The following is a 20,833-nucleotide window of genomic DNA, read 5'->3' on the forward strand; positions in this document are numbered from 1 at the left end:
ATGAACTAGCGTACTTTCATATGAACGTATTTGTTTTTCTTTCTCACTAACATAACCAAATATAAAACAGGTCTGACAGAGGAAACGATTTTATCGTGAACCGTTCTTGTCAGACCTGTTTTATTTATTTATTTATTTATTTATTTTGTGAAATACTTTTTATTTTTTCAAAAGCACCGGGTTCTACTTGCTCGAGTGCTGCTGAGGCCATATCAAGTGCTTCTCGGTAGTTCGATTCTCTAAATAAATGTTCTGCTTCTGTAAATGCTGATGCAAGCTGACTATGACGACTACGATAGCGATTCCCGTATTGAATAACTTGCTCGACAAGAAGTACTTGATTAATCAATTCATCAGAAGCTTGTTTTAACGTTTCGACTGTTTCAATTGCATCATTGAGTAATTGATTGACGACATTCATATTTAAAGGAATTTCCTCAAGCTTAGCTGTCGCCTTTTGGACATCACGTTTCGCCTTATCAATATGACTTACAACCTCTTCAGGTAAACCAGGAACATTACTTTGATGTACAGCTCTTGTTGTATCAAGTAAAAGTCTTTTTAACTGATTCAACCTTTCACGAGCTTGAATTTCATCCTTTCGTAATGTAGAAAGCATTTCTCTATATTCATTATGATCTTCAAATAGCTTTGTAATTTGCTTCTCTAACTCTTCCAGCTCCTCTTTGACGATCGAATGTGCGACATGCTCACTATTTACATTTTGCTTCAAATGTGCAAATTTTTTCTCAATTTGTGTAATTTGTTTTTCTATTGTTTTTTGCTTATCTAATTCTGTTTCAGACAATCGATAGCTCTGTTTTACTAATTCAGTTTCTTCTACGGTTTTTGCTTTTTCTTCAGCTAGTTTATTTAGTTTACTTTCAATTGATACTGCCGCTTGTTTGACAAACTGACTTGCTTCGACTTCATTTTCGAGCAAATCATAAATACCTTCAATTGCTAGTTGAATAGACTGAAGATTTTCCTCTACTTCCTCGATCTCGGTGTTTTCGATTTGTTTTCTCATCGCGTCTAATTGTTTCCTCAAACGATTTAATTCCTGATTAACTTGGATATGCTCAAGGAAATATCCACTTTGCGCCATTTCCTTGTATCCATCCGCTAATTCAGTAAGAGTATTAGGTAATGTAATATTACATTCTGTTAGTAGTTTTGGTATTTCTTCAATTTTAACTTGCAAAGTATCTAAATCTAGCTTTAATTGGACGAGTATTTCTCGAGCAGCTAAGTAATTTCCCTCAATTGTTTCCGTTTCGAATTGTTTTAGCGAATCTGCAATTTCAGATAATGAGGCATCCAATTGATTATATGCCTTCCCATATTGATGACTATGTGCAAGGAGTGACTTCTTAACTTTTCGATACTGTTCTTTTATTTCTTCACTCTCAACTTTATTCTTCTCTTCACTTGTCACTAGTTCATTAATTTCTTCAATAATTTTATCGATGTTTTCGTCTACTGTTATTAGTATGTTTTCAATATGCCCAAGGACTTCTTTTGACTTTTTGAATCGGTATTTATCAGAGTAATCTTCGGCCTCGTACAATAAATCCTCAACTTGGGGCAGTTGATCGGTAATGATTTCATCCCATTCATTGCGCCATTGTTCAAATAGTTCTTCAGCTTGTCCTAACATTTTTAATTCTTTTACTTTTGATAATTCTTCAACAATCGAACGATTCATAATTTCAATTTTCCATGCTTCTAAACGGTCCACATCTTTATAAATATTTCTTCTCAGTATGTATCCTATTCCAAATACAACACAAATTAGAAGAATTAATCCAATAATAACTTCCATAATGAGCCCCCTCGTTGGTACACAAAATCGTCATGACAGGAAAAAAACTCCCCACTGATGAAAGTTTCACTTTTATCATGCTGATAAGCGTTATTACTTTTTTTCGTTTATCATCTTCAGTATTAATAATCGGCAAAATCGCCTCTTTAAATGAAAAATTGTTTAACTCGTATGTAACTGTTTAATTAAAATTGGCTGTTTTGTTGTCTTAAATTATGATTATCAACAGCTTTTTCGACCTTTAAAGTTCCATTAACTTACAGCCTTTTTATTTAACTAGATTTTTACTGTTATTTCAATGTATTTATGATACCATGTAAACGACAATTTTTGACCAGTAATTTTATTTTTTTTGCATAATTTGTCCTATAATGAAAAGGGTTGTTATCAATGAGGTGTTTTTCGAATACTTTCTTTAATGTATTAAGGTAGTTTTCAAGCTAAAGAGACAGCTTCTAGACAATACTTTTTCACGTAGACTTTCGCCTACATTTGTTGTTTTTTCGCTAAATATATCGAGAGTTCTGCTGTAGGAATTATACTTATAAGCCATTAGGTGACGGGAGGGTTTTACATGAAGATGGATGGTCATATCCATACACCTTATTGTCCACACGGAACAAAAGATAGTTTAAAGGATTACATCGAACAAGCAATTACTGAAAATTTTACTAGTATTACATTTACAGAGCATGCTCCACTGCCAACTAGCTTTACAGATCCTACTCCTAAAAAGGATAGTGCTATAGAACTAGATGAGATAGAAAATTATCTTCGTGACCTTGAACGTGTTAAGCAGGAATACAAAAATGATATTTCGATAAATATAGGATTAGAAGTAGATTACATTCAAGGCTTCGAACATGAAATAACTCAATTTTTAAATGCGTATGGGAAACATTTGGATGATAGTATTCTATCTGTTCACTTTCTTAAACTAGCTGGTCAATATTATTGCATGGACTACGATGAACACGTTTTTTCGGAAATGGTTCAACAAGCAGGCACGTTACATGCCCTTCATAACCTTTATTATGAGGAAGTATACAATTCTATAACGAGTAATCTGGGAGTCTATAAACCAAAAAGAATTGGTCACATTACATTAGTAAGAAAGTTTCAAAAGTTGTTTCCGATAACTTTTTCTGTTAATGATTGGATAGAAAAAATCTTAAATGCCATAAAGAAAGAGAACTATGAATTAGATTTTAATGTCGCTGGTTTGCGTAAGGAGTATTGTGGAGAAGTCTATCCTGACCTTACAATCGCAAAAGCTGCACAACAACAAAGAATCCCTCTAATCTATGGTTCTGATGCCCATAGCGCAAGGGATCTCGGAAAGAACTATACATATTATCATCAATTAACGACTGACAACTAGTTTTCCTTCTACCGATTGATTATCAAGTAACAGCGAATTCAGCCAATTTTTTAGTTCTTTATAATATTGATGGACAAAGTAAGTTTCGTGAGGTTGGATATAAAGAACTTCACTCATGTATTGAGGTTGTAGATATGGCATATGCAGAAGGCTTCTTAACTGAATGATGATATGTGGGATGAAGCCTTTTCGAAAAATTCCTTCCTCAATCCCTTTTTCAATGACTGATTGGAGATAATATTTTTCTTTTGTTAGGTAGGTTGTCATGACTTCTCTAATTAATATTGAATCTAATGTGACTTCACGATACACAAGTCTTGAAAGTTGACGATGTGCGTGCTGGTAATTTAAGATATCTAGTACCATTTTATTTAAAACATTGTGAGCATTTCGGTATTTTAATTGGAAATAATTCTCTTCGATTGTTTGAATATAGCCCTCATAATAATGAGAAACTAAATATTCTAACAATCCCCCTTTCCCCTTAAAATAATAAGATATATGGGCAATATTGACTTTTGCCCTGTTTGCAATTTCCCTAACGGATGTTCCAGCAAATCCTTTTGAATTAAATAAATAGATGGATGCTTCAATGATTTTTTTCTTTGTTTCACTTATAGGTTGTTGAGTCATTTGATTCACCACCTCCTTTATTCTCTTTATTTCAACGATTATTGGCGAATTCCTTCAATAATCACTCGACAATGTTCTAGTGAACATTGTTGCATTTTAACAAAAGGTAGGTCATAACGATGTTTCATGTCGAAAATTACAACGGTAATAAAGATGAGCAACAAAAAATTGTGTTAAATCAATTAAAAGCATTAATTGAAGACGAAAAGGACTTAATCGCAAATTTAGCGAATGCAGCGGCCTTACTAAATCATTACTTAGATGATATTAATTGGGTTGGCTTTTATTTATTGAAGGATAATCAGCTTGTATTAGGACCTTTTCAAGGTATGCCAGCATGTGTACGAATCCCTCTAGGTAAAGGCGTTTGCGGCACTTCTGTTTCTGAAAGAAAAACATTAAGAGTTGCCAATGTTCATGAGTTCCCAGGGCATATTGCTTGTGATGCAGCTTCAAATTCAGAGATTGTCGTTCCTATCATTAATGGGGATGATGTTATCGGTGTGTTAGATATAGATAGCCCTTCGCTAAATCGTTTTGATGAAGAAGATGAGGTCTTTTTAAAGAAATTCGTAACGCTTATAGTTGAGTCTCTTTAATTTAAAAATAGTCATTTATAACATGAAAGAGGGTGACAATTGTCACCCTCTTTATCTTTACAATTCAACAACGACGTGATTTTTGCCATTGTTTTTTGCCTGATATAACGCTTGGTCCGCCTGACTAAAAAGTTGGTTATAACTTATATGGTGACTGGTCGCATCCCAATATGATACACCACACGAAATGGTAACCATCGGATCTGTGTTTTCTCTGACACGATTTACAATTCTTTCAGCAATTGCTTTACCTATTTTAAGTTCAACTTGTGGCAAGTAAATTGCTAACTCTTCTCCGCCCCAACGTGCACCAATATCTTTTTCACGAATATTATTTTTTATAATATTTGCTACTTGGACGAGGATTTTATCACCGATTTGATGGCCATATGTGTCATTTATCTTTTTAAAATCATCAATATCCATAAGTAAATAAGTTCCTTGCCGATCAACCTTCATCGATTTCTCAATACATTCATTCATATATTTACGAGAGTATAGTTGTGTTAAGTGGTCCAAGTTCACAAGCATCTCTAATTCTTCTCTCAGCAATGAGTTTGTCAGTGCCAATGCAGAATGATGAATAAGTGATTGTAGTAGTTTATACATATCAAATGTAAAGTGATATTTACTTTCATGAAGCACTAACGCACAGCCCTTTAAACTTCCGCTTTGGATCATCGGCACCGCCATTAAAGATTGAAATTTAGCATCTTGTATGTGTGCGGACAAATCTCCAATGAAAATTCCTTCCAAATCCTGACCTATTTTCTCCTTAACATATTGAACATAAGTTGTAACGTCATCAGATTCAAATAGCTTTGTACTTCCAGGGAATATATTAATTTCATCATTTTTGTCAAAATAAAAAAAGCCTGCTTCATTAGCATCAAATGACTCAACTATGCGTGTTGTCATGTAAGTCATATTATCGGTTAATCGTAAATTTTTATTTAGACGATGTGATGTTTCGTTAATAAGCTGTAAGTCTTTTATTAATCGCTTGGATTGCTCATATAGCTGCGCATTCTCTAATGCATTACCTGCTGTGTGAGCGAGAAGGGTGATAAAACTTCTATTTTCAGGTAACTCATGGTCTTGACTCGCAACGACTTGTAAAACACCATACACGCCTTGCTTACCTTTTAAAGGTGTATATAAAATCGTTAATTTACTATCATTTAGTTCTGATACTTGTGCATCACCAGTTACATAAGCTTTCATAGCCATTTCATTACCTTGCTGTTCATCATATCCTAAATTCTTTATCGGCAAATCATTATTTGCCTCGTTGTCATGTGATAAGAACAAATAAAATGTATAGGACGCGTACATGCCTCTTAATGTATTAATTAACTCGATTAACACGTCATCACGATTCATAAAGGAATGGAACTTTTCGGTAATTCTATATAGCTGTTCAAACTTTAATTCTTTATGTGTTGATTTAATATTTCGCATTCCAGTAGTGTAAAAGGACGTACATGCTTTGACGATTTCATCTTGTCCACTCACAGTATAGTTTGCAACATCTAAATCTTTAACAGATACTAATCCGAAAATTCTATCGCCCTGGATAATTGGTAGGATGACTTCATTCTGAATTTGATAGAATTTTTGGTCCTGTACTTCTTTCGGAAGTGACCGCAATGAATTTATCGTTACGTCTTTATGTGGAGTTAAGCGGTCATTTTGTTCATCGTAAAAATAGAAAACTGCATGACTAACACACAGTTCCTGTTTGATAATATCTATTAAATTATCCACTATATCAAATGTAGAACTTTGATAATGCTGACTAAGATATTCAAAAAACCTACTTTTCAGCTTTATCACAACTGTCTGGTCATCCATGATTTTCACCCACATAGTTAAATTACAAAATAATACATTATTTGTTTTTATTATATCATAAAAGAAAGCGTTATATATTATAGATAAAAAGTTTTTAGCATTTTCTCTAATGGTGCTTTTCTTAAAAATTATTAATTAAACTTATGAAATCTGTAGAGGAGTAACAGAAGAATACTCTACAAACGTCAAGTTTCTAAAGATATTGACAACTATTTACTATACATGATTTTTCGTTTGTTCACAATTTGTCACCTGAATCAGCTGTTATCATGGCTTGTCTTAAGTTATGCATGTTACGTAAAATACTTGCCCTTACTTAGTTGTCCTTGGCTATTGTTGTATTCGTTATGCGAAAGAATCGTTAATACATAATATGAACAACTGCCTACGATTTTTAAAGGGAAAAATTGATTTTAACTTTAGCACAAGTTAAACAGTTTATTATCTTGTAAAGATGCTTGACTTTATACGTATAAAACAATATAATGATCGTTGTGTATAAAATATGCAGCCTATTGATGTAACTGTTTTGATTTCATTTTGTTCCCCTATAAATATAGGAGGTGCATCGTGTAACTTCTTGCTGCTGGAGCGAGGATGCATGAAAACAAAATGTGCAAAACGAAAGTAGTCAGTTTGGTTTTTATTTTATGCAAAATAAAAACATAAAGGAGGAGTTAGCATGGCTCGTTATACAGGCTCAAGCTGGAAACTCTCTCGTCGTTTAGGTATTTCATTAAGTGGTACAGGTAAAGAATTAGAAAAGCGTCCATATGCACCAGGACAACACGGTCCAGGTCAACGCAAAAAATTATCAGAATATGGTTTACAATTACAAGAGAAGCAAAAGCTTCGTCACATGTATGGTGTAAACGAACGCCAATTCCGTAACCTATTTGATAAAGCTGGTAAAATGAGTGGTATTCATGGTGAGAACTTCATGATTCTTCTTGATTCTCGTCTTGATAACATTGTATACCGTCTAGGTTTAGCTCGTACTCGTCGTCAAGCACGTCAGTTAGTTAACCACGGTCATATTCTTGTTGATGGTTCTCGTGTAGATATCCCATCATACCAACTTAAACCAGGCCAAACAATTTCATTACGTGAAAAATCTCGTAACCTTGATATTGTGAAAGAAGCAATCGAAGTAAACAGCTTCGTACCTGATTACCTAACTTTCGACGCAGATAAATTAGAAGGTACTTTCACACGTTTACCAGAACGTTCTGAATTACCTGCTGAAATTAACGAATCTCTTATCGTTGAGTTCTACTCTCGTTAATAGCGTTAATAAAATCCTTAGAGCGCTTGTTCATTCAAGTCATCTAAGGATTTTTTTATTCCTATTAATAGTTATATTATCTTCATAATGCTTTTATACCTTTTCATCTGCACCTGTATATTCTCATTTACTCACATACTCTCCGAAGACCTTATGAAATGTCCACTTGTGTTAATAAGCTCTATAATTCCTATATCATCAATCACATATTCTTATTTTCATCTCCACCATATATTCCTCTTGTTCAATTGGCGAATAATGAATAGGGATGAAATTATCATATATTGAACCGATAACATTGATTTGGTTTTGTTTTATATATGATAGGAGCTTCTGTAAAGTTGCAAAGTATTTTTCTGGGGTGAACCAGTCAGAAATACATGCATAGTTACCAGATGGGATTGTACCAAGTTGGATGTTGTTTGAATGTAACGAAATGTGATTCGTATTTGTAATAGGCATATAAATATGAGTGTAGAATATTTCTTCCTCATGTTTATATGATTTGAAGGGAATTACCGCTCCATAGCTGCTATTCATTACACCTGGTGCTAATTCTACTACTTTCTTTAATTCTCGGTAAGATGCATTTAATATTTTTTTTGGTGTTAATTGTTTTGCTTCGACTTGAATAATTTTCATTTCATCTTCAGAACGAATTGTTACTTCACCAAAGTTCGGGCTGCTAAGCTGTTTATTTAAACGTTCTTTTATCGACCTGACTGCATGTTGGATATCAAGTAATTTTTGTAGCCTTTTCTCAATTATTTCTTCCTGTGTGTTTAAAAATTGTAGTAAGTCATCTGTTTTTAATTGTTGCGCATTTTTAATATCTTCTAAAGATGTGCCTATGTATTTAAGTGATTTAATCACATCAAGGTGGTAAAGCTGGGAATCGCGATAGTATCGATAATTTGTATTAGGGTCTGTATACGCGGGCTTGAATAATCCTATTTTGTCATAATATCGAAGGGTTTGAATTGAAGTATTTGCTAGTTCAGCTACTTCTCCTATAGTATATAATGTCTCTTCCATCTTCTTTCTCCCTTATCATGAAAATAAGCCTCCAACAAGATATTACCTTGCTGGAAGCACATTTATTACAGTTAATTTATATCTTGGAATGATGGTGTTTGCTGTTGTTTTGGCTGTGCACTATTTTTCCATGCGAGAGAGATAGCGACACCGATTGCTAAGAAGACTGTTGCAAAGTAGAACGGATAGTTCAGGTCAATATCAAATAGGATACCCCCAATGATTGGTCCTAAAACATTCCCAATGCTCGTAAACATCGAATTCATCCCACCGACAAAACCTTGTTCATTCCCTGCAATTTTTGATAAGTACGATGTCAAAGCCGGTCTCATTAAATCAAAACCAACAAATACAGTAACAGTTACTACTAAGATTAAAAAGTACGTATGGACCACTGTCATTAAATAAACAAGTACAACAGAAAAGATTAAACTATAGCGTACTAGTTTGATTTCTCCAAATATCGCTGTTGCTCGGTCAAATAGTGCAACTTGTGCAATCGCCCCTACTATTGCCCCACCTGTTATAGCAATTGCAATATCTTTCGGTGAAAAGCTAAATTTATGGTCTACAAATAACGAGAACAGTGATTCAAACGCTGCTAATCCAAATGATGAAATAAAGAGAATTAAAAATGCAAAGAAGTACTTTTTATCAAATACTCGCTTAAATCCTGACTTCATATTTTCTGTTTGTTCCTCATGTATCTTTTGCTCTGGCTCGCGAAGCATGACAACAGAAAAGATAGCTGCAATCAAAGCAAGTATTGAAGCTGAGTAAAATGGTACACGATGACCTAGCTCAGCTAAAAACCCTCCTATACCAGGTCCAATGATAAATCCAGTAGATATTGCCGCAGACATATATCCAAGTGCTTTCGGTCTCGTTTCTGGAGTTGTAATGTCAGCAATAAATGCTGTTACTGCCGGCATAATGAAAGCTGCACTTATACCGCCAAGTACTCTTGATAGAAATAAAATTCCTACCTGTTCACCTACAGCGAACAATAATTCTGACAAACTAAAGATGAGTAAGCCAATCGTAATCATCTTTTTTCTGCCATAATTATCAGCCCACCGTCCAGCAATTGGCGAGGATATTAGTTGCGCAATTGCAAATGCTCCAACTAAATAACCAACTATAGCACCTGTTAGATTCATTTCGTTCATAATCGTCGGCATTACCGGTATGACAAGGCCAATACCTAAAAATGCAATAAATAAATTAGTTAATAAGATAGCCAAAGTCATATTTTGCTTTTTCATTTTCTTCTCCTCATAGATAATTAATATATATTTATACTATAAACCCTATAGTTACTATAGAGTCAATCTGTTCATATCTGGAAAGGAAAAGTTCAACTATTAAGAAAATACAGTTTTTTATGTGACCGGCATTATATAAAGATGGTTTTGGTAAGGCTTCGTTAATTTCCCTTTTTTCATCAAGCTTGTGAAGAACATTTTCTTTCTGACTTTTGTGAATTTTCGTCTTCATTGAGCTTATGAAGAACATTTTCTTTCTGGCTTTGGTAAATTTTCGTCTTCATCAAGCTTATGAAGAACATTTTCATTCTGACTTTTGTAAATTTTCGTCTTCATCGGGCTTATGAAGAACATTTTCTTTCTGACTTTTGTGAATTTTCGTCTTCATCGAGATTATGAAGACCATTTTCATCCTGATTTTGGTAAATTTTCGCCTTCATCGGGCTTATAAAGACAGTTTTGATTCTGATTCATTACCATATGGTCCGACACTTCTAAATTTCCACCTTCCCTCTAGCTCATGAAAACGATATTAATTCTGACTACGCTTTATTTTTACCAACCTTTTGACGAAGCAATTCGCTACTACAAAATCACACAAAAAAGGAACAACAGCATACACAATATTTTGCGCTAAAACTGTCATTCCAATTTTCTCTACCTATTAAATGTATCTAATAAGAAAATATTTTTTCTTACCGCGACGGATAACTGTGAACTTCCCACCGATTTTGTCTTCATCGGCAATCACCTTTGTTAAATCTTGAACTCTGTCTCCATTAATATAAATCGCACCATTTGAAATGTCTTCACGTGCTTGTCGTTTAGAAGGAGAAATTTTCGCTTCAATTAATAAATCAATTAAACCGATTTCAGAGCTTTCAATTTTAGTTGATGGTACATCTTTAAATCCTTCTACTATTTCATCTGCTGTTAATTGTTTAATATCACCGCTAAATAGTGCTTCTGTAATTTTAATCGCTTGTTGCAATGCTTCTTCACCATGTACAAGCTTCGTTACTTCTTCTGCAAGCGCCTTTTGTGCCGAACGTTTTTCTGGTGCTTCTTGAACTTCCGCTTCTAGCTGTTCGATTTCTGTTTGTGATAGGAATGTGAAGTATTTGATATATTTAATTACATCTCTGTCGTCTGTATTAATCCAGAATTGGTAGAACTCATATGGTGATGTTTTCTCACGGTCTAACCATATTGCACCACCTTCAGTTTTACCGAACTTAGTACCGTCTGCTTTCGTTACTAACGGAATCGTTAATCCGTATGCCTTTGCATTCTCTTCTGATTTTCTGATAAGTTCAAGACCTGAAGTAATATTTCCCCATTGGTCACTTCCACCAATTTGCAGCTTACAATTGTTGTTTTGATATAATTTTAGAAAATCATACGATTGTAAAATCATATAGCTAAATTCAGTAAAGGATATACCTGAGTCGATTCTTGTTTTAACGGAGTCTTTTGCCAGCATATAATTAATTCCAAAGTTTTTCCCAACATCACGAAGAAATGAGATAACATCAAGACTCCCAATCCAATTGTAGTTATTTTCAATAATAGCTGGATTTTCCTTTGCATCAAAGTCGAGAAATCTTGACAGTTGACCTTTAATTCGATTAGACCATTCTTGAACGATATCCGTTGTATTAAGCGTACGTTCAGCCTTTTTACCACTCGGGTCGCCAATTAATCCTGTCGCACCACCAACTAGTGCAATTGGATGATGTCCATTCATTTGAAATCTTTTTAACGTTAATACTGGTAAAAGGTGACCGATGTGCAAGCTATCTGCTGTTGGGTCAAAACCAGCGTATAGACTGATTTTCTCGTTTTCTAAAACTTCAATTAACCCTTCTTCATCTGTCACTTGATTGACTAGGCCTCTGAATTGTAAATCTTTTAATAATTCACTCATTGAGATTGTTCTCCTTTAATTTCCGTATTTTTTGCATAAACTATTTTTGGACGCCAAAAAGCCCCTTCATTGCTGAAGGGGCGAAAAATCCGCGGTACCACCCTACTTAGGATTATTAATAATCCTCACTCGGTTACATAACGGTGTTATCCCGTCTTTTCCTAATCAGATTCTAACGTTCTTTTCAGAAAAGCAGCTCATAGACGTAATTCATAGATTATCTATATACTGATTTACACCAACCATCAGCTCTCTATTATAGGGAGATATCTACTACTTAATCCAATCGTAGCAATACATTATTTTGTTTTATTACATGAATTGTAACCATAGTTGTTTTTAAATGTCAAATAAAAAATTGAGATATTCTACTTTGTTGGTTCAATTAAGAGGATCATTTTCAAGTGGTGGTAATTACCATCGTTAAGAAATACGTTAGCCTAGTTATAAGCAACATTGTCCATGAAAACAGGACAAGAAAACCATATAAATATCTTATTTTCCTATGGTATAATAAGTAAGATTTGGGGGGAAGCAAAATATGAAAAAAAAGGAAGAAAAACTTAGGCGACCTTCACCTTCTAATAAAGATATAGCAAAAGGCTTTCGTATAACGTTTCAAGTTATTAGTGATCTCTTTTTATTATTTTTAATCTTAGGCCTTATCGGTATATGTTTCGCTGGAGGTGTTGGTGCAGGGTATTTTGCATCACTAGTTAAGGACGAACCTGTTCGTTCTTATGAAAACATGAGAAATGATATTTACAATTATGAGGAATCATCAGAAGTTTATTTTGCCAACAATGTTTATCTCGGTAAAGTAAATGCAGATATCGAACGGGAAGAAGTCAAGCTTGAAGAAGTATCAGAACACCTGGTTAATGCGGTAATCGCAACCGAGGATGAACTTTTTTATGAACATGAAGGTGTTGTCCCAAAAGCAATTATGCGCGCAATATTCCAAGAATTCACAAACGCCTCTGTCCAAACAGGTGGTAGTACACTTACACAGCAACTAATTAAGAATCAAATCTTAACAAACGAAGTATCCTTTGACAGAAAGGCTAAAGAAATACTTCTCGCTTTAAGACTCGAGAAATTCTTTGAGAAAGAGGAAATAATTGAAGCCTATCTAAATGTCACTCACTTCGGCCGAAATTCAAACGGACGTAATATTGCCGGTGTCCAATCGGCGGCAAAGGGTATCTTTGGAGTGAATGCAAAGGATTTAAATCTGGCCCAGGCAGCATTTATCGCAGGACTTCCTCAAAGCCCATTTCGCTATACACCGTTCTCAAATAATGGTGGTACTGTGAAAGAGGACCTTGAACCAGGGATTACGCGAATGAAAACTGTTTTAAACCGGATGTACACGGGAGGCTTTATTACACAAGCTGAATACAACGAAGCACTAGCGTATGACGTTCGTGCAAATTTAACATCCAAAAAACCGTCTCCTGTTGACACATACCCATATTTAACTTATGAAATTGAGCATCGTGCTAAGGAAATTCTCTTAGTACAAATTGCAAAAGAAGATGGGTATACGGAAGAAGAGTTAAAAAAAGATGAAGACCTTTACTATCAATATCAAGCCCTTGCAGATACTGCACTTAGACATAATGGCTATCGCATTCATACGACAATTAATAAAGATATATACGATAAAATGCAAAAGGTCGCGAAAGAATATCAATATTATGGCAGTGACAAAATCGAAGAAGAAAAAGACCCTGATACTGGGAAAATCATAAAAGTGAAAGAACCAGTTGAAGTTGGCGGCATGCTCATTGAAAATAAAACTGGAAAAATCTTAAGCTTTGTCGGTGGTCGTGACTTTGACCGTGAAAACTTAAACCATGCGACTAGTGCTCTACGACCAAATGGTTCAACGATGAAACCACTACTTGTATTTGCACCTGCAATGGAGTTAGGAAAATTACAGCCTGGTTCAATAATTGCTGATACACCATATAACTATCATGGCTATCAGCCTAAAAACTACGGTGGAGCTTATCACGGATTAACAAGTGCTCGAAATTCACTAAAACACTCCTATAATATACCTACAGTTAAAACATATGTAAGTATAATGGATCAAAACCCACTATCCTACCTCGAGAAAATGGGTATTTCAAGTATACATCGCAATGATTATGGAGCACCTTCAATTAGTCTAGGTGGTTTAACATTAGGTGTTACAGTAGAAGAAAACGTGAATGCATATACTACATTCGCTAATAGTGGAAAATTTATAGATGCTTATATGATTGAGAAAATTGAAACAAATAATGGTGATGTTATTTTCCAACACGAAAAAACAGAATCAAACGTTTTCTCACCACAAACTGCTTACTTAACAATCGACATGATGCGTGACGTTGTGAGGAGTGGAACTGCAGCTTCCCTAAATGGATATCTGTCCTTTAGTGCTGATTGGGCAGGGAAAACAGGTACTGGTCAAGATTATAAAGATGCATGGTTTGTTGCATCAAACCCTAATGTTACGTTTGGTACCTGGATCGGCTATGACACTCCGAAACCACTTGATTATAATTATAAAGGTTTGTCATATAGTAGACGAAACATTCTGTTATGGGCGAAGTTAATGAATGTAGCACATGAAGCAGAACCAGAGCTGATTGCGCCTAAGGAACGATTCCAAATGCCAGATGGAATTGTCTCACGCTCTTACTGTGCACTAACAGGTGATTTACCTTCTAACTTATGTAAAGAAGCTGGTTTAGTTACAACAGATTTATTTAACGCGAAATATTTACCTAGCAAAGTTGATAATAGCTTAACATCAGGGAAGTTCGTGTTTGTTAAGGATAAAGCATATAAAGTTCCAGCATCAGCACCAGCTGAATTCGTACAACAAGGTGTGATGGTAAATAAGGAAATTCTTGATCGATATGGTGTGAATAATGTTAACGACTTGAAGCGTCTATTACCGAATACGGTGAAGTGGGCGAACTTAGTCATAACTGAAGCTTCAGAAATTGGTGATAACGGTTCTAATCCTGCACAAGTTGCAGGCGTCCGTAAGAATGGAAATCAAATTGCCTGGAATGCAAATGGAGATAATGATGTAATTGGCTACCGGGTATATGCTGCGCCAAACCAAACGAATAACTTTAAAAAGGTTGCGAGCATTAGTTCTACGAATACACTAGCTGTGAATATCGGAAATACCCCTGCAGCGTACTATGTTATTGCAGTCGATGTAGCCGGAAGAGAATCAGCCCGATCAGCCATTATTCAAGTCGGTGATTATTCTGCAACACCACAGGAAAAATCTGTTGCTGAAAAACCGCAACAAGCAAACACACCTCAAGAGGAGAAACCTCCTGCAGAGAAGCCTGTAGAACAACAACAGGAAGCAGTGGCAAATGCCAATACACAACAACCTGAACAATAGGTTTATCGTTCTTATTTAGATTCAAATGACTCTCACGCTATATTTAACAAAGCTCCCACACTCTTCATAAAAGGTGGGAGCTTTTCTATTAATATGACCATTTAGGAAGACCAGGCGCATAATTAAATAGCAAGCTAAAAGGCTAGGAAATCATAAGACTTCCTAGCCTTTCTTATATTTAATCTTCCATTGTCGATAAGTCTCCTGTAGGTAAATCTAGCTCCCATGCTTTCAAGACGCGACGCATGATTTTCCCACTACGTGTTTTCGGTAGTTTATCTCTAAATTCAATCTCACGTGGGGCAGCATGTGCAGCTAGACCTTCCTTTACAAACAGACGGATTTCTTCTTTAAGTTCGTCAGTTGCCTCATAGCCTTCACGAAGAGCCACAAATGCTTTAATAATTTCTCCCCTAACTGGGTCAGGTTTTCCGATAACACCTGCTTCAGCTATTGCTGGGTGCTCAATCAGCTTACTCTCTACTTCAAAAGGTCCAACACGTTCTCCAGATGTCATGATGACATCATCAACCCTGCCTTGGAACCAAAAGTAACCGTCCTCATCCATGTAAGCTGAATCTCCTGAAACATACCATTCACCAGGCATAAAATAGGAATCATATTTTTCCTGGTTGTTCCAAATCGTATGCATCATCGATGGCCAGCCTTTTTTAATTGCTAAATTACCCATGCGATAAGGCGGTAACTCTTGACCCTTTTCATCAACTATTGCAGCTTGAACTCCTGGAATTGGTTTGCCCATTGAGCCTGGCTTAATTTCCATACTTGGGTAGTTACAGATTAATTGAGCTCCTGTTTCCGTCATCCACCATGTATCATGGATTCGTTTATTAAATACCTTTGCTCCCCAGCGAACCACTTCTGGGTTCAATGGTTCACCAACACTTAATACATGTCTCAACGAACTTAAGTCATATTGATTCACTAGGTCATCGCCCGCTCCCATCAGCATTCGAAACGCTGTAGGTGCACTATACCAAACAGTAACCCCGTAATCTTCTATCGTTTGATACCATGACTCAGGACTAAAACGGCCACCTACAATGACGTTTGTCGACCCTGTCAGCCACGGTCCAAATATGCCATAAACCGTACCAGTAACCCAGCCAGGGTCAGCTGTACACCAATATACATCATCCTCTTTAATGTCTAAAACCCATTTTGCAGTTTGATAGTGTTGGATCATGGCTTGATGGATATGTAGGACTCCTTTTGGTTTGCCAGTTGAACCAGACGTATAATGTAGAAGTAAGCCATCCGTCTTTTCTACCCATACAATATCAAGCTCCTTACTGGCTGTTTCCATTTCTGATAGGAAATCAATATGTTTCTCCGTATCAACATCTTCTCCAACAATGATGATATGCTCTAAGTGAGGCAATTCATCGACAGGGATGCGATTGACTAGTTCAGGTGTAGTGACGATGACCCTTGCTTCACTATCTTCTAATCTATCTTTAACTGCCCCTTCCATAAATGCTTCAAATAACGGACCGACGATTGCACCTAACTTTACAGCACCTAAGACAATAAAGTATAGCTCAGGTGTTCTTGGCATGAAGACAAATAGACGGTCACCTTTTTCGACATTTGCAGTATTTTTTATTACGTTTGCCGCCTTATTGGAGAGTTCCTTCATCTCTTTATACGTATATTTCTCTTGTCGCTTTGAATCACGATAATAGAGTGCAATTTTGTTTTTACGGAATGTTTCAGCATGACGGTCAATTGCCTCATATGCTGCATTTAACTTTCCGGTTTCATACCATGTGAAATTCTTTTCAGCTTCCTCCCAATTAAATGAAGTATACACATCCTCATAACTTGATAAGTTATGATCCCCCTTTACTACTGGTAACGCTTCCAACTTCATCTAAATTTCCCCCTTTGTAAGAATTTACAATCCTATTATAGTACACAATATATAATTTCACAATTTTTTAAAAATTGTTTATAAACTTATAATGAAATCGCTTTATTCTTTAAAAAATCCTGTATAATAGATAGTTAAGAATTAGACATGAAATTGATTGACGATAAAGGCGGTGACAACATGCATCACGCTAAAACCTATCATGCTAAAGAATTGAAGAAAGATAACTCTAGTATTCTAATTGAAGGTCCCGTTTCATCTGTTGATTTAGCAGGCTATACATTTCACGAAGGGTTAGTGGCATTTAGACCCCCTAAACAGCAACAGAAGGCATTAATTGAAATTGCTGATTTACCAGAAGGAAGAATTATTATTGCCAGAAGAAACGAGCTAGTTGTTGGTTATGTTACATACTTATATCCTGACCCATTAGAAAGATGGTCTGAAGGAAAAATGGAAGATTTAATAGAGTTAGGCGCAATTGAAGTTGCCCCTGAATATCGAGGCTATTCTATTGGGAAAAACTTGTTAAAGGTGTCGATGATGGATGACGCAATGGAAGATTATATAATCATTACGACAGAATACTATTGGCATTGGGATTTAAAAGGTTCTGGTTTAAACGTGTGGGAATATCGAAAAATCATGGAGAAAATGATGAATGCCGGTGGGTTAGAATGGTATGCAACGGACGATCCCGAGATTAGCTCACATCCTGCAAACTGTTTAATGGCTAGAATCGGAAAACGTGTCAAACCATCGTCAATCCAACAGTTTGACCAACTTCGCTTTAAAAATCGGTTTATGTACTAATCTTTTTTCGTAATCCTCATGATTTAAGAGATTGTAAGGAGGTAACAATATGATCGTTAAGCAAATTATGAAACAGAACCTCATTACCTTAAGTGCAACACATACAATAAGAGAAGCATTGGAAACAATGCGAAAACATAAAATTAGACATATCCCTATTATTAATGACGACCATACACTAATTGGACTTGTTACTGAAAGAGATGTAAAGGATGCGAGCCCATCCATTTTTCAATTAGAATTAAAAGAAGATTTTTTAAATAAACCGATTGAATCACTTATGTCAACAAATCTTATTACCGGACACCCTCTCGACTTTGTAGAAGAAATTGCTGCTATTTTAATGGAAAACCAAATTGGTTGTTTACCAATCTTGCAAAATCAGAAATTAGTAGGTTTAATTACCGAAACAGATTTATTACATACTTTTGTTAAACTAACAGGAGCTGACCAACCTGCTTCACATATTGAAATAAAGGTCGAAAATAAAGCTGGAAAATTAGCTGAGCTCTCTTCAATCTTTCGTCATCACCGCATTAATATATCAAGTGTACTCGTGTATCCTGACACCGATGAAATGTACAAAATCCTTGTATTTCGCATTCAAACAATGAACATTCATACCATTATTGCTGATTTACGTACTGAAGGCTATCAAGTCCTATATCCTCATGTATGGGAGAATGACCAATGATCGAGAAGGATTCAGCATTCATTTATTCTACATTGTTTCAGGATTACAAGTTTCATCAAAACCATCCGTTTAATCAATTACGTGTTGAGTTAACCTATGATTTGTTAAAAGAAATGAAAGCCCTTAACGAATCAGATATTGTAGCCCCACGACTAGCTACCGATGAAGAACTTGCACTTGTACACGATCGGAAATATATAAACGCTGTTAAATTAGCTGGAAAGAACAAACTAGATCCTGAGGAAGCATTGCTTTTTGGACTTGGGACAGAAGATACACCGGTATTCCCTAACATGCATGAAGCAAGTTCCCGACTCGTTGGAGGGACACTAACAGCTGTGGATGCTGTAATGGAAGGAAAGGTGTTGCATGCTGCGAATTTTGGAGGTGGCCTCCACCATGGATTTCGCGGAAAAGCATCCGGGTTTTGTATTTATAATGATAGTTCCGTTGCTATAAAATATATTCAAGAGAAATATCAAGCAAAAGTATTGTATGTTGACACTGATGCACATCATGGTGACGGTGTTCAATGGACATTTTATGATGACCCGACTGTATGTACAGTCTCAATTCATGAAACAGGAAGATATTTATTTCCAGGGACTGGTCAAGTGACAGAACGCGGAACAGGTCAAGGCTACGGCTACTCGTTCAACATTCCATTAGATGCTTTTACAGAAGATGATTCATGGTTAGATGCCTATCGTCAAACGTTATCTGAGGTTGCTGCTTTTTTTAAACCAGATGTAATCATCACCCAAAATGGGACAGATGCACATTATTACGATCCGCTAACACACTTATCGGCTTCCATGGCGATTTATCATGAAATTCCTAAACTAGCACATGAAATTGCCCATACTTATTGTCAAGGTCGCTGGATTGCTGTCGGTGGTGGAGGCTATGATATTTGGCGTGTCGTTCCAAGAGCATGGAGTCTCATCTGGATGGAAATGAAGCAGCTTAAACTTCCTGAACAGCTACCAGATGTTTGGCTCGAGAAGTGGCAAAAAGAGGCACCTGTCACCTTACCGAAAAACTGGTATGATGCAAACGACCTATATAAACCAATTCCTCGTAGACAAGAAATTGAAGAAAAAAATTCGCTTACTGTAACAAAGGCACTTTATCCGATTCGTAAAACCTAGAAACACAAAAACGAGCTAACAAATTTGTCAGCTCGTTTAAAATCACGATTTTGTTGATTCCCTAATCTCAATCCGATGTGGTAATTCCACATTATGGTCATCAACTTCTTCTTTATTCATATATTTCGTAAGTAAACGCATTGCCACTGCACCAATATCATAAGTTGGTTGTACAACTGTAGTAAGCTGTGGACGTACCATTGTTGCTAAGCGTGTATTATCAAAACCAACGATTTCAAAGTCATCAGGAATTGAATAATTTCTATCTTGTGCTCCATGAATGACACCTAATGCCATTTCATCAGTTGCAACAAAAATAGCTGTTGGTTTGTCAGTTAATTCATCAATTTTCTCAAATGCTTCAATACCAGAATCGTAAGAGTAGTCTCCTTCTATCACGATTGAATCATCAAATGCAATACCTGCCTCTTCAAGGGCACGCTTGTATCCTACTGTTTTCTTTGCATGATTAATCGGGTCTTCCAATGGTCCTCTAACATAGGCAATACGCTTATGTCCTTTTTCAATTAACATTGAGACAACATCAAAAACAGCTTGCTCATAATTGATATTAACAGAAGGAGTCGTTTCAGATAAATCTACTGATGCTGCTAATACAATAGGAACGGGTGAGCGTTTAAATTGTTCGACTAGCTCCTCAGTTACATTCCCACTCATGAATACGATACCGTCGACTTGTTTACCGAGCATTGTATTTAATAAATGTAATTCTTTATCATGGTTTTGGTCAGAATTACTTAAGATAATGTTATATTTATACATTGTCGCAATGTCTTCAATCCCTCTTGCTAGCTCAGAATAAAAAATACTTGAGATATCCGGGATGATTACACCAACAGTAGTTGTCTTTTTACTTGCAAGTCCTCTTGCGACTGCATTTGGTCGATAGCCTAATCTTTCTATTGCTTCTTGTACTTTTTTCCTAGTAGTTGGTTTTACGTTTGGGTTCCCATTGACTACCCGGGAAACGGTTGCCATTGAGACATTCGCCTCACGTGCAACATCATATATAGTGACACTACTCATTATTGAACA

At 35.8% G+C, this 20,833-nt stretch carries 15 protein-coding genes and 1 other annotated feature; of the genes, 7 read left to right on the top strand and 8 right to left on the bottom strand.

Features of this window, described 5'->3' with window-relative positions; all coding sequences use genetic code 11:
- Positions 1–136 precede the first annotated feature (136 nt).
- Complete coding sequence (gene ezrA / locus J2S19_RS10905) at positions 137–1,825, bottom strand: septation ring formation regulator EzrA (RefSeq protein ID WP_307341389.1); 1,689 nt, start codon at positions 1,823–1,825, stop codon at positions 137–139.
- A gap of 574 nt (positions 1,826–2,399) precedes the next feature.
- Between ezrA and hisJ the strand changes: the two genes are divergently transcribed.
- Positions 2,400–3,206: a histidinol-phosphatase HisJ gene (gene hisJ / locus J2S19_RS10910; RefSeq protein ID WP_307341392.1), complete on the top strand. Its 807-nt coding sequence runs from the start codon at positions 2,400–2,402 to the stop codon at positions 3,204–3,206.
- Here the strand turns inward: hisJ and refZ are convergent.
- Entirely contained in the window at positions 3,189–3,839 is a 651-nt protein-coding gene (gene refZ, locus J2S19_RS10915; protein WP_307341394.1) for a forespore capture DNA-binding protein RefZ, read from the bottom strand. The two genes, hisJ and refZ, sit on opposite strands and share 18 nt — an antisense overlap.
- Before the next feature lie 119 nt (positions 3,840–3,958).
- Between refZ and msrC the strand changes: the two genes are divergently transcribed.
- Entirely contained in the window at positions 3,959–4,438 is a 480-nt protein-coding gene (msrC, locus tag J2S19_RS10920; RefSeq protein WP_307341397.1) for a free L-methionine (R)-S-oxide reductase MsrC, read from the top strand.
- Between the two features lie 57 nt (positions 4,439–4,495).
- Here msrC and J2S19_RS10925 read toward each other — a convergent pair whose 3' ends face one another.
- Positions 4,496–6,292: a sensor domain-containing diguanylate cyclase gene (locus J2S19_RS10925; RefSeq protein ID WP_307341401.1), complete on the bottom strand. Its 1,797-nt coding sequence runs from the start codon at positions 6,290–6,292 to the stop codon at positions 4,496–4,498.
- Positions 6,293–6,974: 682 nt separating this feature from the next.
- On the opposite strand from J2S19_RS10925, the gene rpsD reads away from it, so the two are divergent.
- Complete coding sequence (rpsD, locus tag J2S19_RS10930) at positions 6,975–7,577, top strand: 30S ribosomal protein S4 (protein ID WP_307341404.1); 603 nt, start codon at positions 6,975–6,977, stop codon at positions 7,575–7,577.
- 198 nt (positions 7,578–7,775) lie between these two features.
- On the opposite strand, the gene J2S19_RS10935 is transcribed toward rpsD, so the two are convergent.
- The 3 genes from J2S19_RS10935 to tyrS all read right to left on the bottom strand — a co-directional run bounded on the left by J2S19_RS10935 (position 7,776) and on the right by tyrS (position 11,804).
- On the bottom strand, positions 7,776–8,612 hold the full coding sequence (locus J2S19_RS10935) for a MerR family transcriptional regulator (RefSeq protein WP_307341407.1): 837 nt from the start codon (positions 8,610–8,612) through the stop codon (positions 7,776–7,778).
- Between the two features lie 71 nt (positions 8,613–8,683).
- Positions 8,684–9,877, bottom strand: coding sequence for a multidrug efflux MFS transporter NorA (gene norA / locus J2S19_RS10940; protein ID WP_307341410.1), 1,194 nt, complete (start codon positions 9,875–9,877; stop codon positions 8,684–8,686).
- Positions 9,878–10,541: 664 nt separating this feature from the next.
- A complete protein-coding gene (gene tyrS / locus J2S19_RS10945; protein WP_307341414.1) occupies positions 10,542–11,804 on the bottom strand; it encodes a tyrosine--tRNA ligase in 1,263 nt (420 codons plus the stop codon).
- A 73-nt stretch (positions 11,805–11,877) separates the two neighbouring features.
- Positions 11,878–12,103, bottom strand: a binding site (T-box leader).
- 242 nt (positions 12,104–12,345) lie between these two features.
- On the opposite strand from tyrS, the gene J2S19_RS10950 reads away from it, so the two are divergent.
- Positions 12,346–15,225, top strand: a complete 2,880-nt coding sequence (locus tag J2S19_RS10950) for a transglycosylase domain-containing protein (RefSeq protein WP_307341417.1) — start codon at positions 12,346–12,348, stop codon at positions 15,223–15,225.
- Positions 15,226–15,403: 178 nt separating this feature from the next.
- On the opposite strand, the gene acsA is transcribed toward J2S19_RS10950, so the two are convergent.
- Complete coding sequence (gene acsA / locus J2S19_RS10955) at positions 15,404–17,119, bottom strand: acetate--CoA ligase (protein ID WP_307341420.1); 1,716 nt, start codon at positions 17,117–17,119, stop codon at positions 15,404–15,406.
- A 180-nt stretch (positions 17,120–17,299) separates the two neighbouring features.
- Here acsA and J2S19_RS10960 point away from each other — a divergent pair, with 180 nt between their 5' ends.
- Genes J2S19_RS10960 through J2S19_RS10970 form a run of 3 tightly spaced genes read left to right on the top strand, consistent with a single transcriptional unit; the run spans position 17,300 to position 19,777 of the window.
- Positions 17,300–17,932, top strand: a complete 633-nt coding sequence (locus J2S19_RS10960; RefSeq protein WP_307341450.1) for a GNAT family N-acetyltransferase — start codon at positions 17,300–17,302, stop codon at positions 17,930–17,932.
- A gap of 49 nt (positions 17,933–17,981) precedes the next feature.
- Complete coding sequence (locus J2S19_RS10965; RefSeq protein WP_307341423.1) at positions 17,982–18,626, top strand: acetoin utilization AcuB family protein; 645 nt, start codon at positions 17,982–17,984, stop codon at positions 18,624–18,626.
- Positions 18,626–19,777 (top strand): acetoin utilization protein AcuC, encoded by a 1,152-nt coding sequence (locus J2S19_RS10970; RefSeq protein ID WP_307341452.1) that lies wholly within the window; start codon positions 18,626–18,628, stop codon positions 19,775–19,777. The genes J2S19_RS10965 and J2S19_RS10970 overlap by 1 nt, the downstream gene beginning before the upstream one ends.
- 42 nt (positions 19,778–19,819) lie before the next feature.
- On the opposite strand, the gene ccpA is transcribed toward J2S19_RS10970, so the two are convergent.
- Positions 19,820–20,824, bottom strand: coding sequence for a catabolite control protein A (ccpA, locus tag J2S19_RS10975; RefSeq protein WP_307341425.1), 1,005 nt, complete (start codon positions 20,822–20,824; stop codon positions 19,820–19,822).
- Positions 20,825–20,833 lie beyond the last annotated feature (9 nt).

It is taken from the genome of Metabacillus malikii (assembly GCF_030813355.1).
Lineage (GTDB): Bacteria > Bacillota > Bacilli > Bacillales > Bacillaceae > Metabacillus > Metabacillus malikii.

What these genes read in the sequence shown, in the direction of transcription:
- ezrA (WP_307341389.1), bottom strand. Translation starts at nt 1,825, where the DNA reads ATGGAAGTTATTATTGGATTAATTCTTCTAATTTGTGTTGTATTTGGA.
- hisJ (WP_307341392.1), top strand. Translation starts at nt 2,400, where the DNA reads ATGAAGATGGATGGTCATATCCATACACCTTATTGTCCACACGGAACA.
- refZ (WP_307341394.1), bottom strand. Translation starts at nt 3,839, where the DNA reads ATGACTCAACAACCTATAAGTGAAACAAAGAAAAAAATCATTGAAGCA.
- msrC (WP_307341397.1), top strand. Translation starts at nt 3,959, where the DNA reads ATGTTTCATGTCGAAAATTACAACGGTAATAAAGATGAGCAACAAAAA.
- J2S19_RS10925 (WP_307341401.1), bottom strand. Translation starts at nt 6,292, where the DNA reads ATGGATGACCAGACAGTTGTGATAAAGCTGAAAAGTAGGTTTTTTGAA.
- rpsD (WP_307341404.1), top strand. Translation starts at nt 6,975, where the DNA reads ATGGCTCGTTATACAGGCTCAAGCTGGAAACTCTCTCGTCGTTTAGGT.
- J2S19_RS10935 (WP_307341407.1), bottom strand. Translation starts at nt 8,612, where the DNA reads ATGGAAGAGACATTATATACTATAGGAGAAGTAGCTGAACTAGCAAAT.
- norA (WP_307341410.1), bottom strand. Translation starts at nt 9,877, where the DNA reads ATGAAAAAGCAAAATATGACTTTGGCTATCTTATTAACTAATTTATTT.
- tyrS (WP_307341414.1), bottom strand. Translation starts at nt 11,804, where the DNA reads ATGAGTGAATTATTAAAAGATTTACAATTCAGAGGCCTAGTCAATCAA.
- J2S19_RS10950 (WP_307341417.1), top strand. Translation starts at nt 12,346, where the DNA reads ATGAAAAAAAAGGAAGAAAAACTTAGGCGACCTTCACCTTCTAATAAA.
- acsA (WP_307341420.1), bottom strand. Translation starts at nt 17,119, where the DNA reads ATGAAGTTGGAAGCGTTACCAGTAGTAAAGGGGGATCATAACTTATCA.
- J2S19_RS10960 (WP_307341450.1), top strand. Translation starts at nt 17,300, where the DNA reads ATGCATCACGCTAAAACCTATCATGCTAAAGAATTGAAGAAAGATAAC.
- J2S19_RS10965 (WP_307341423.1), top strand. Translation starts at nt 17,982, where the DNA reads ATGATCGTTAAGCAAATTATGAAACAGAACCTCATTACCTTAAGTGCA.
- ccpA (WP_307341425.1), bottom strand. Translation starts at nt 20,824, where the DNA reads ATGAGTAGTGTCACTATATATGATGTTGCACGTGAGGCGAATGTCTCA.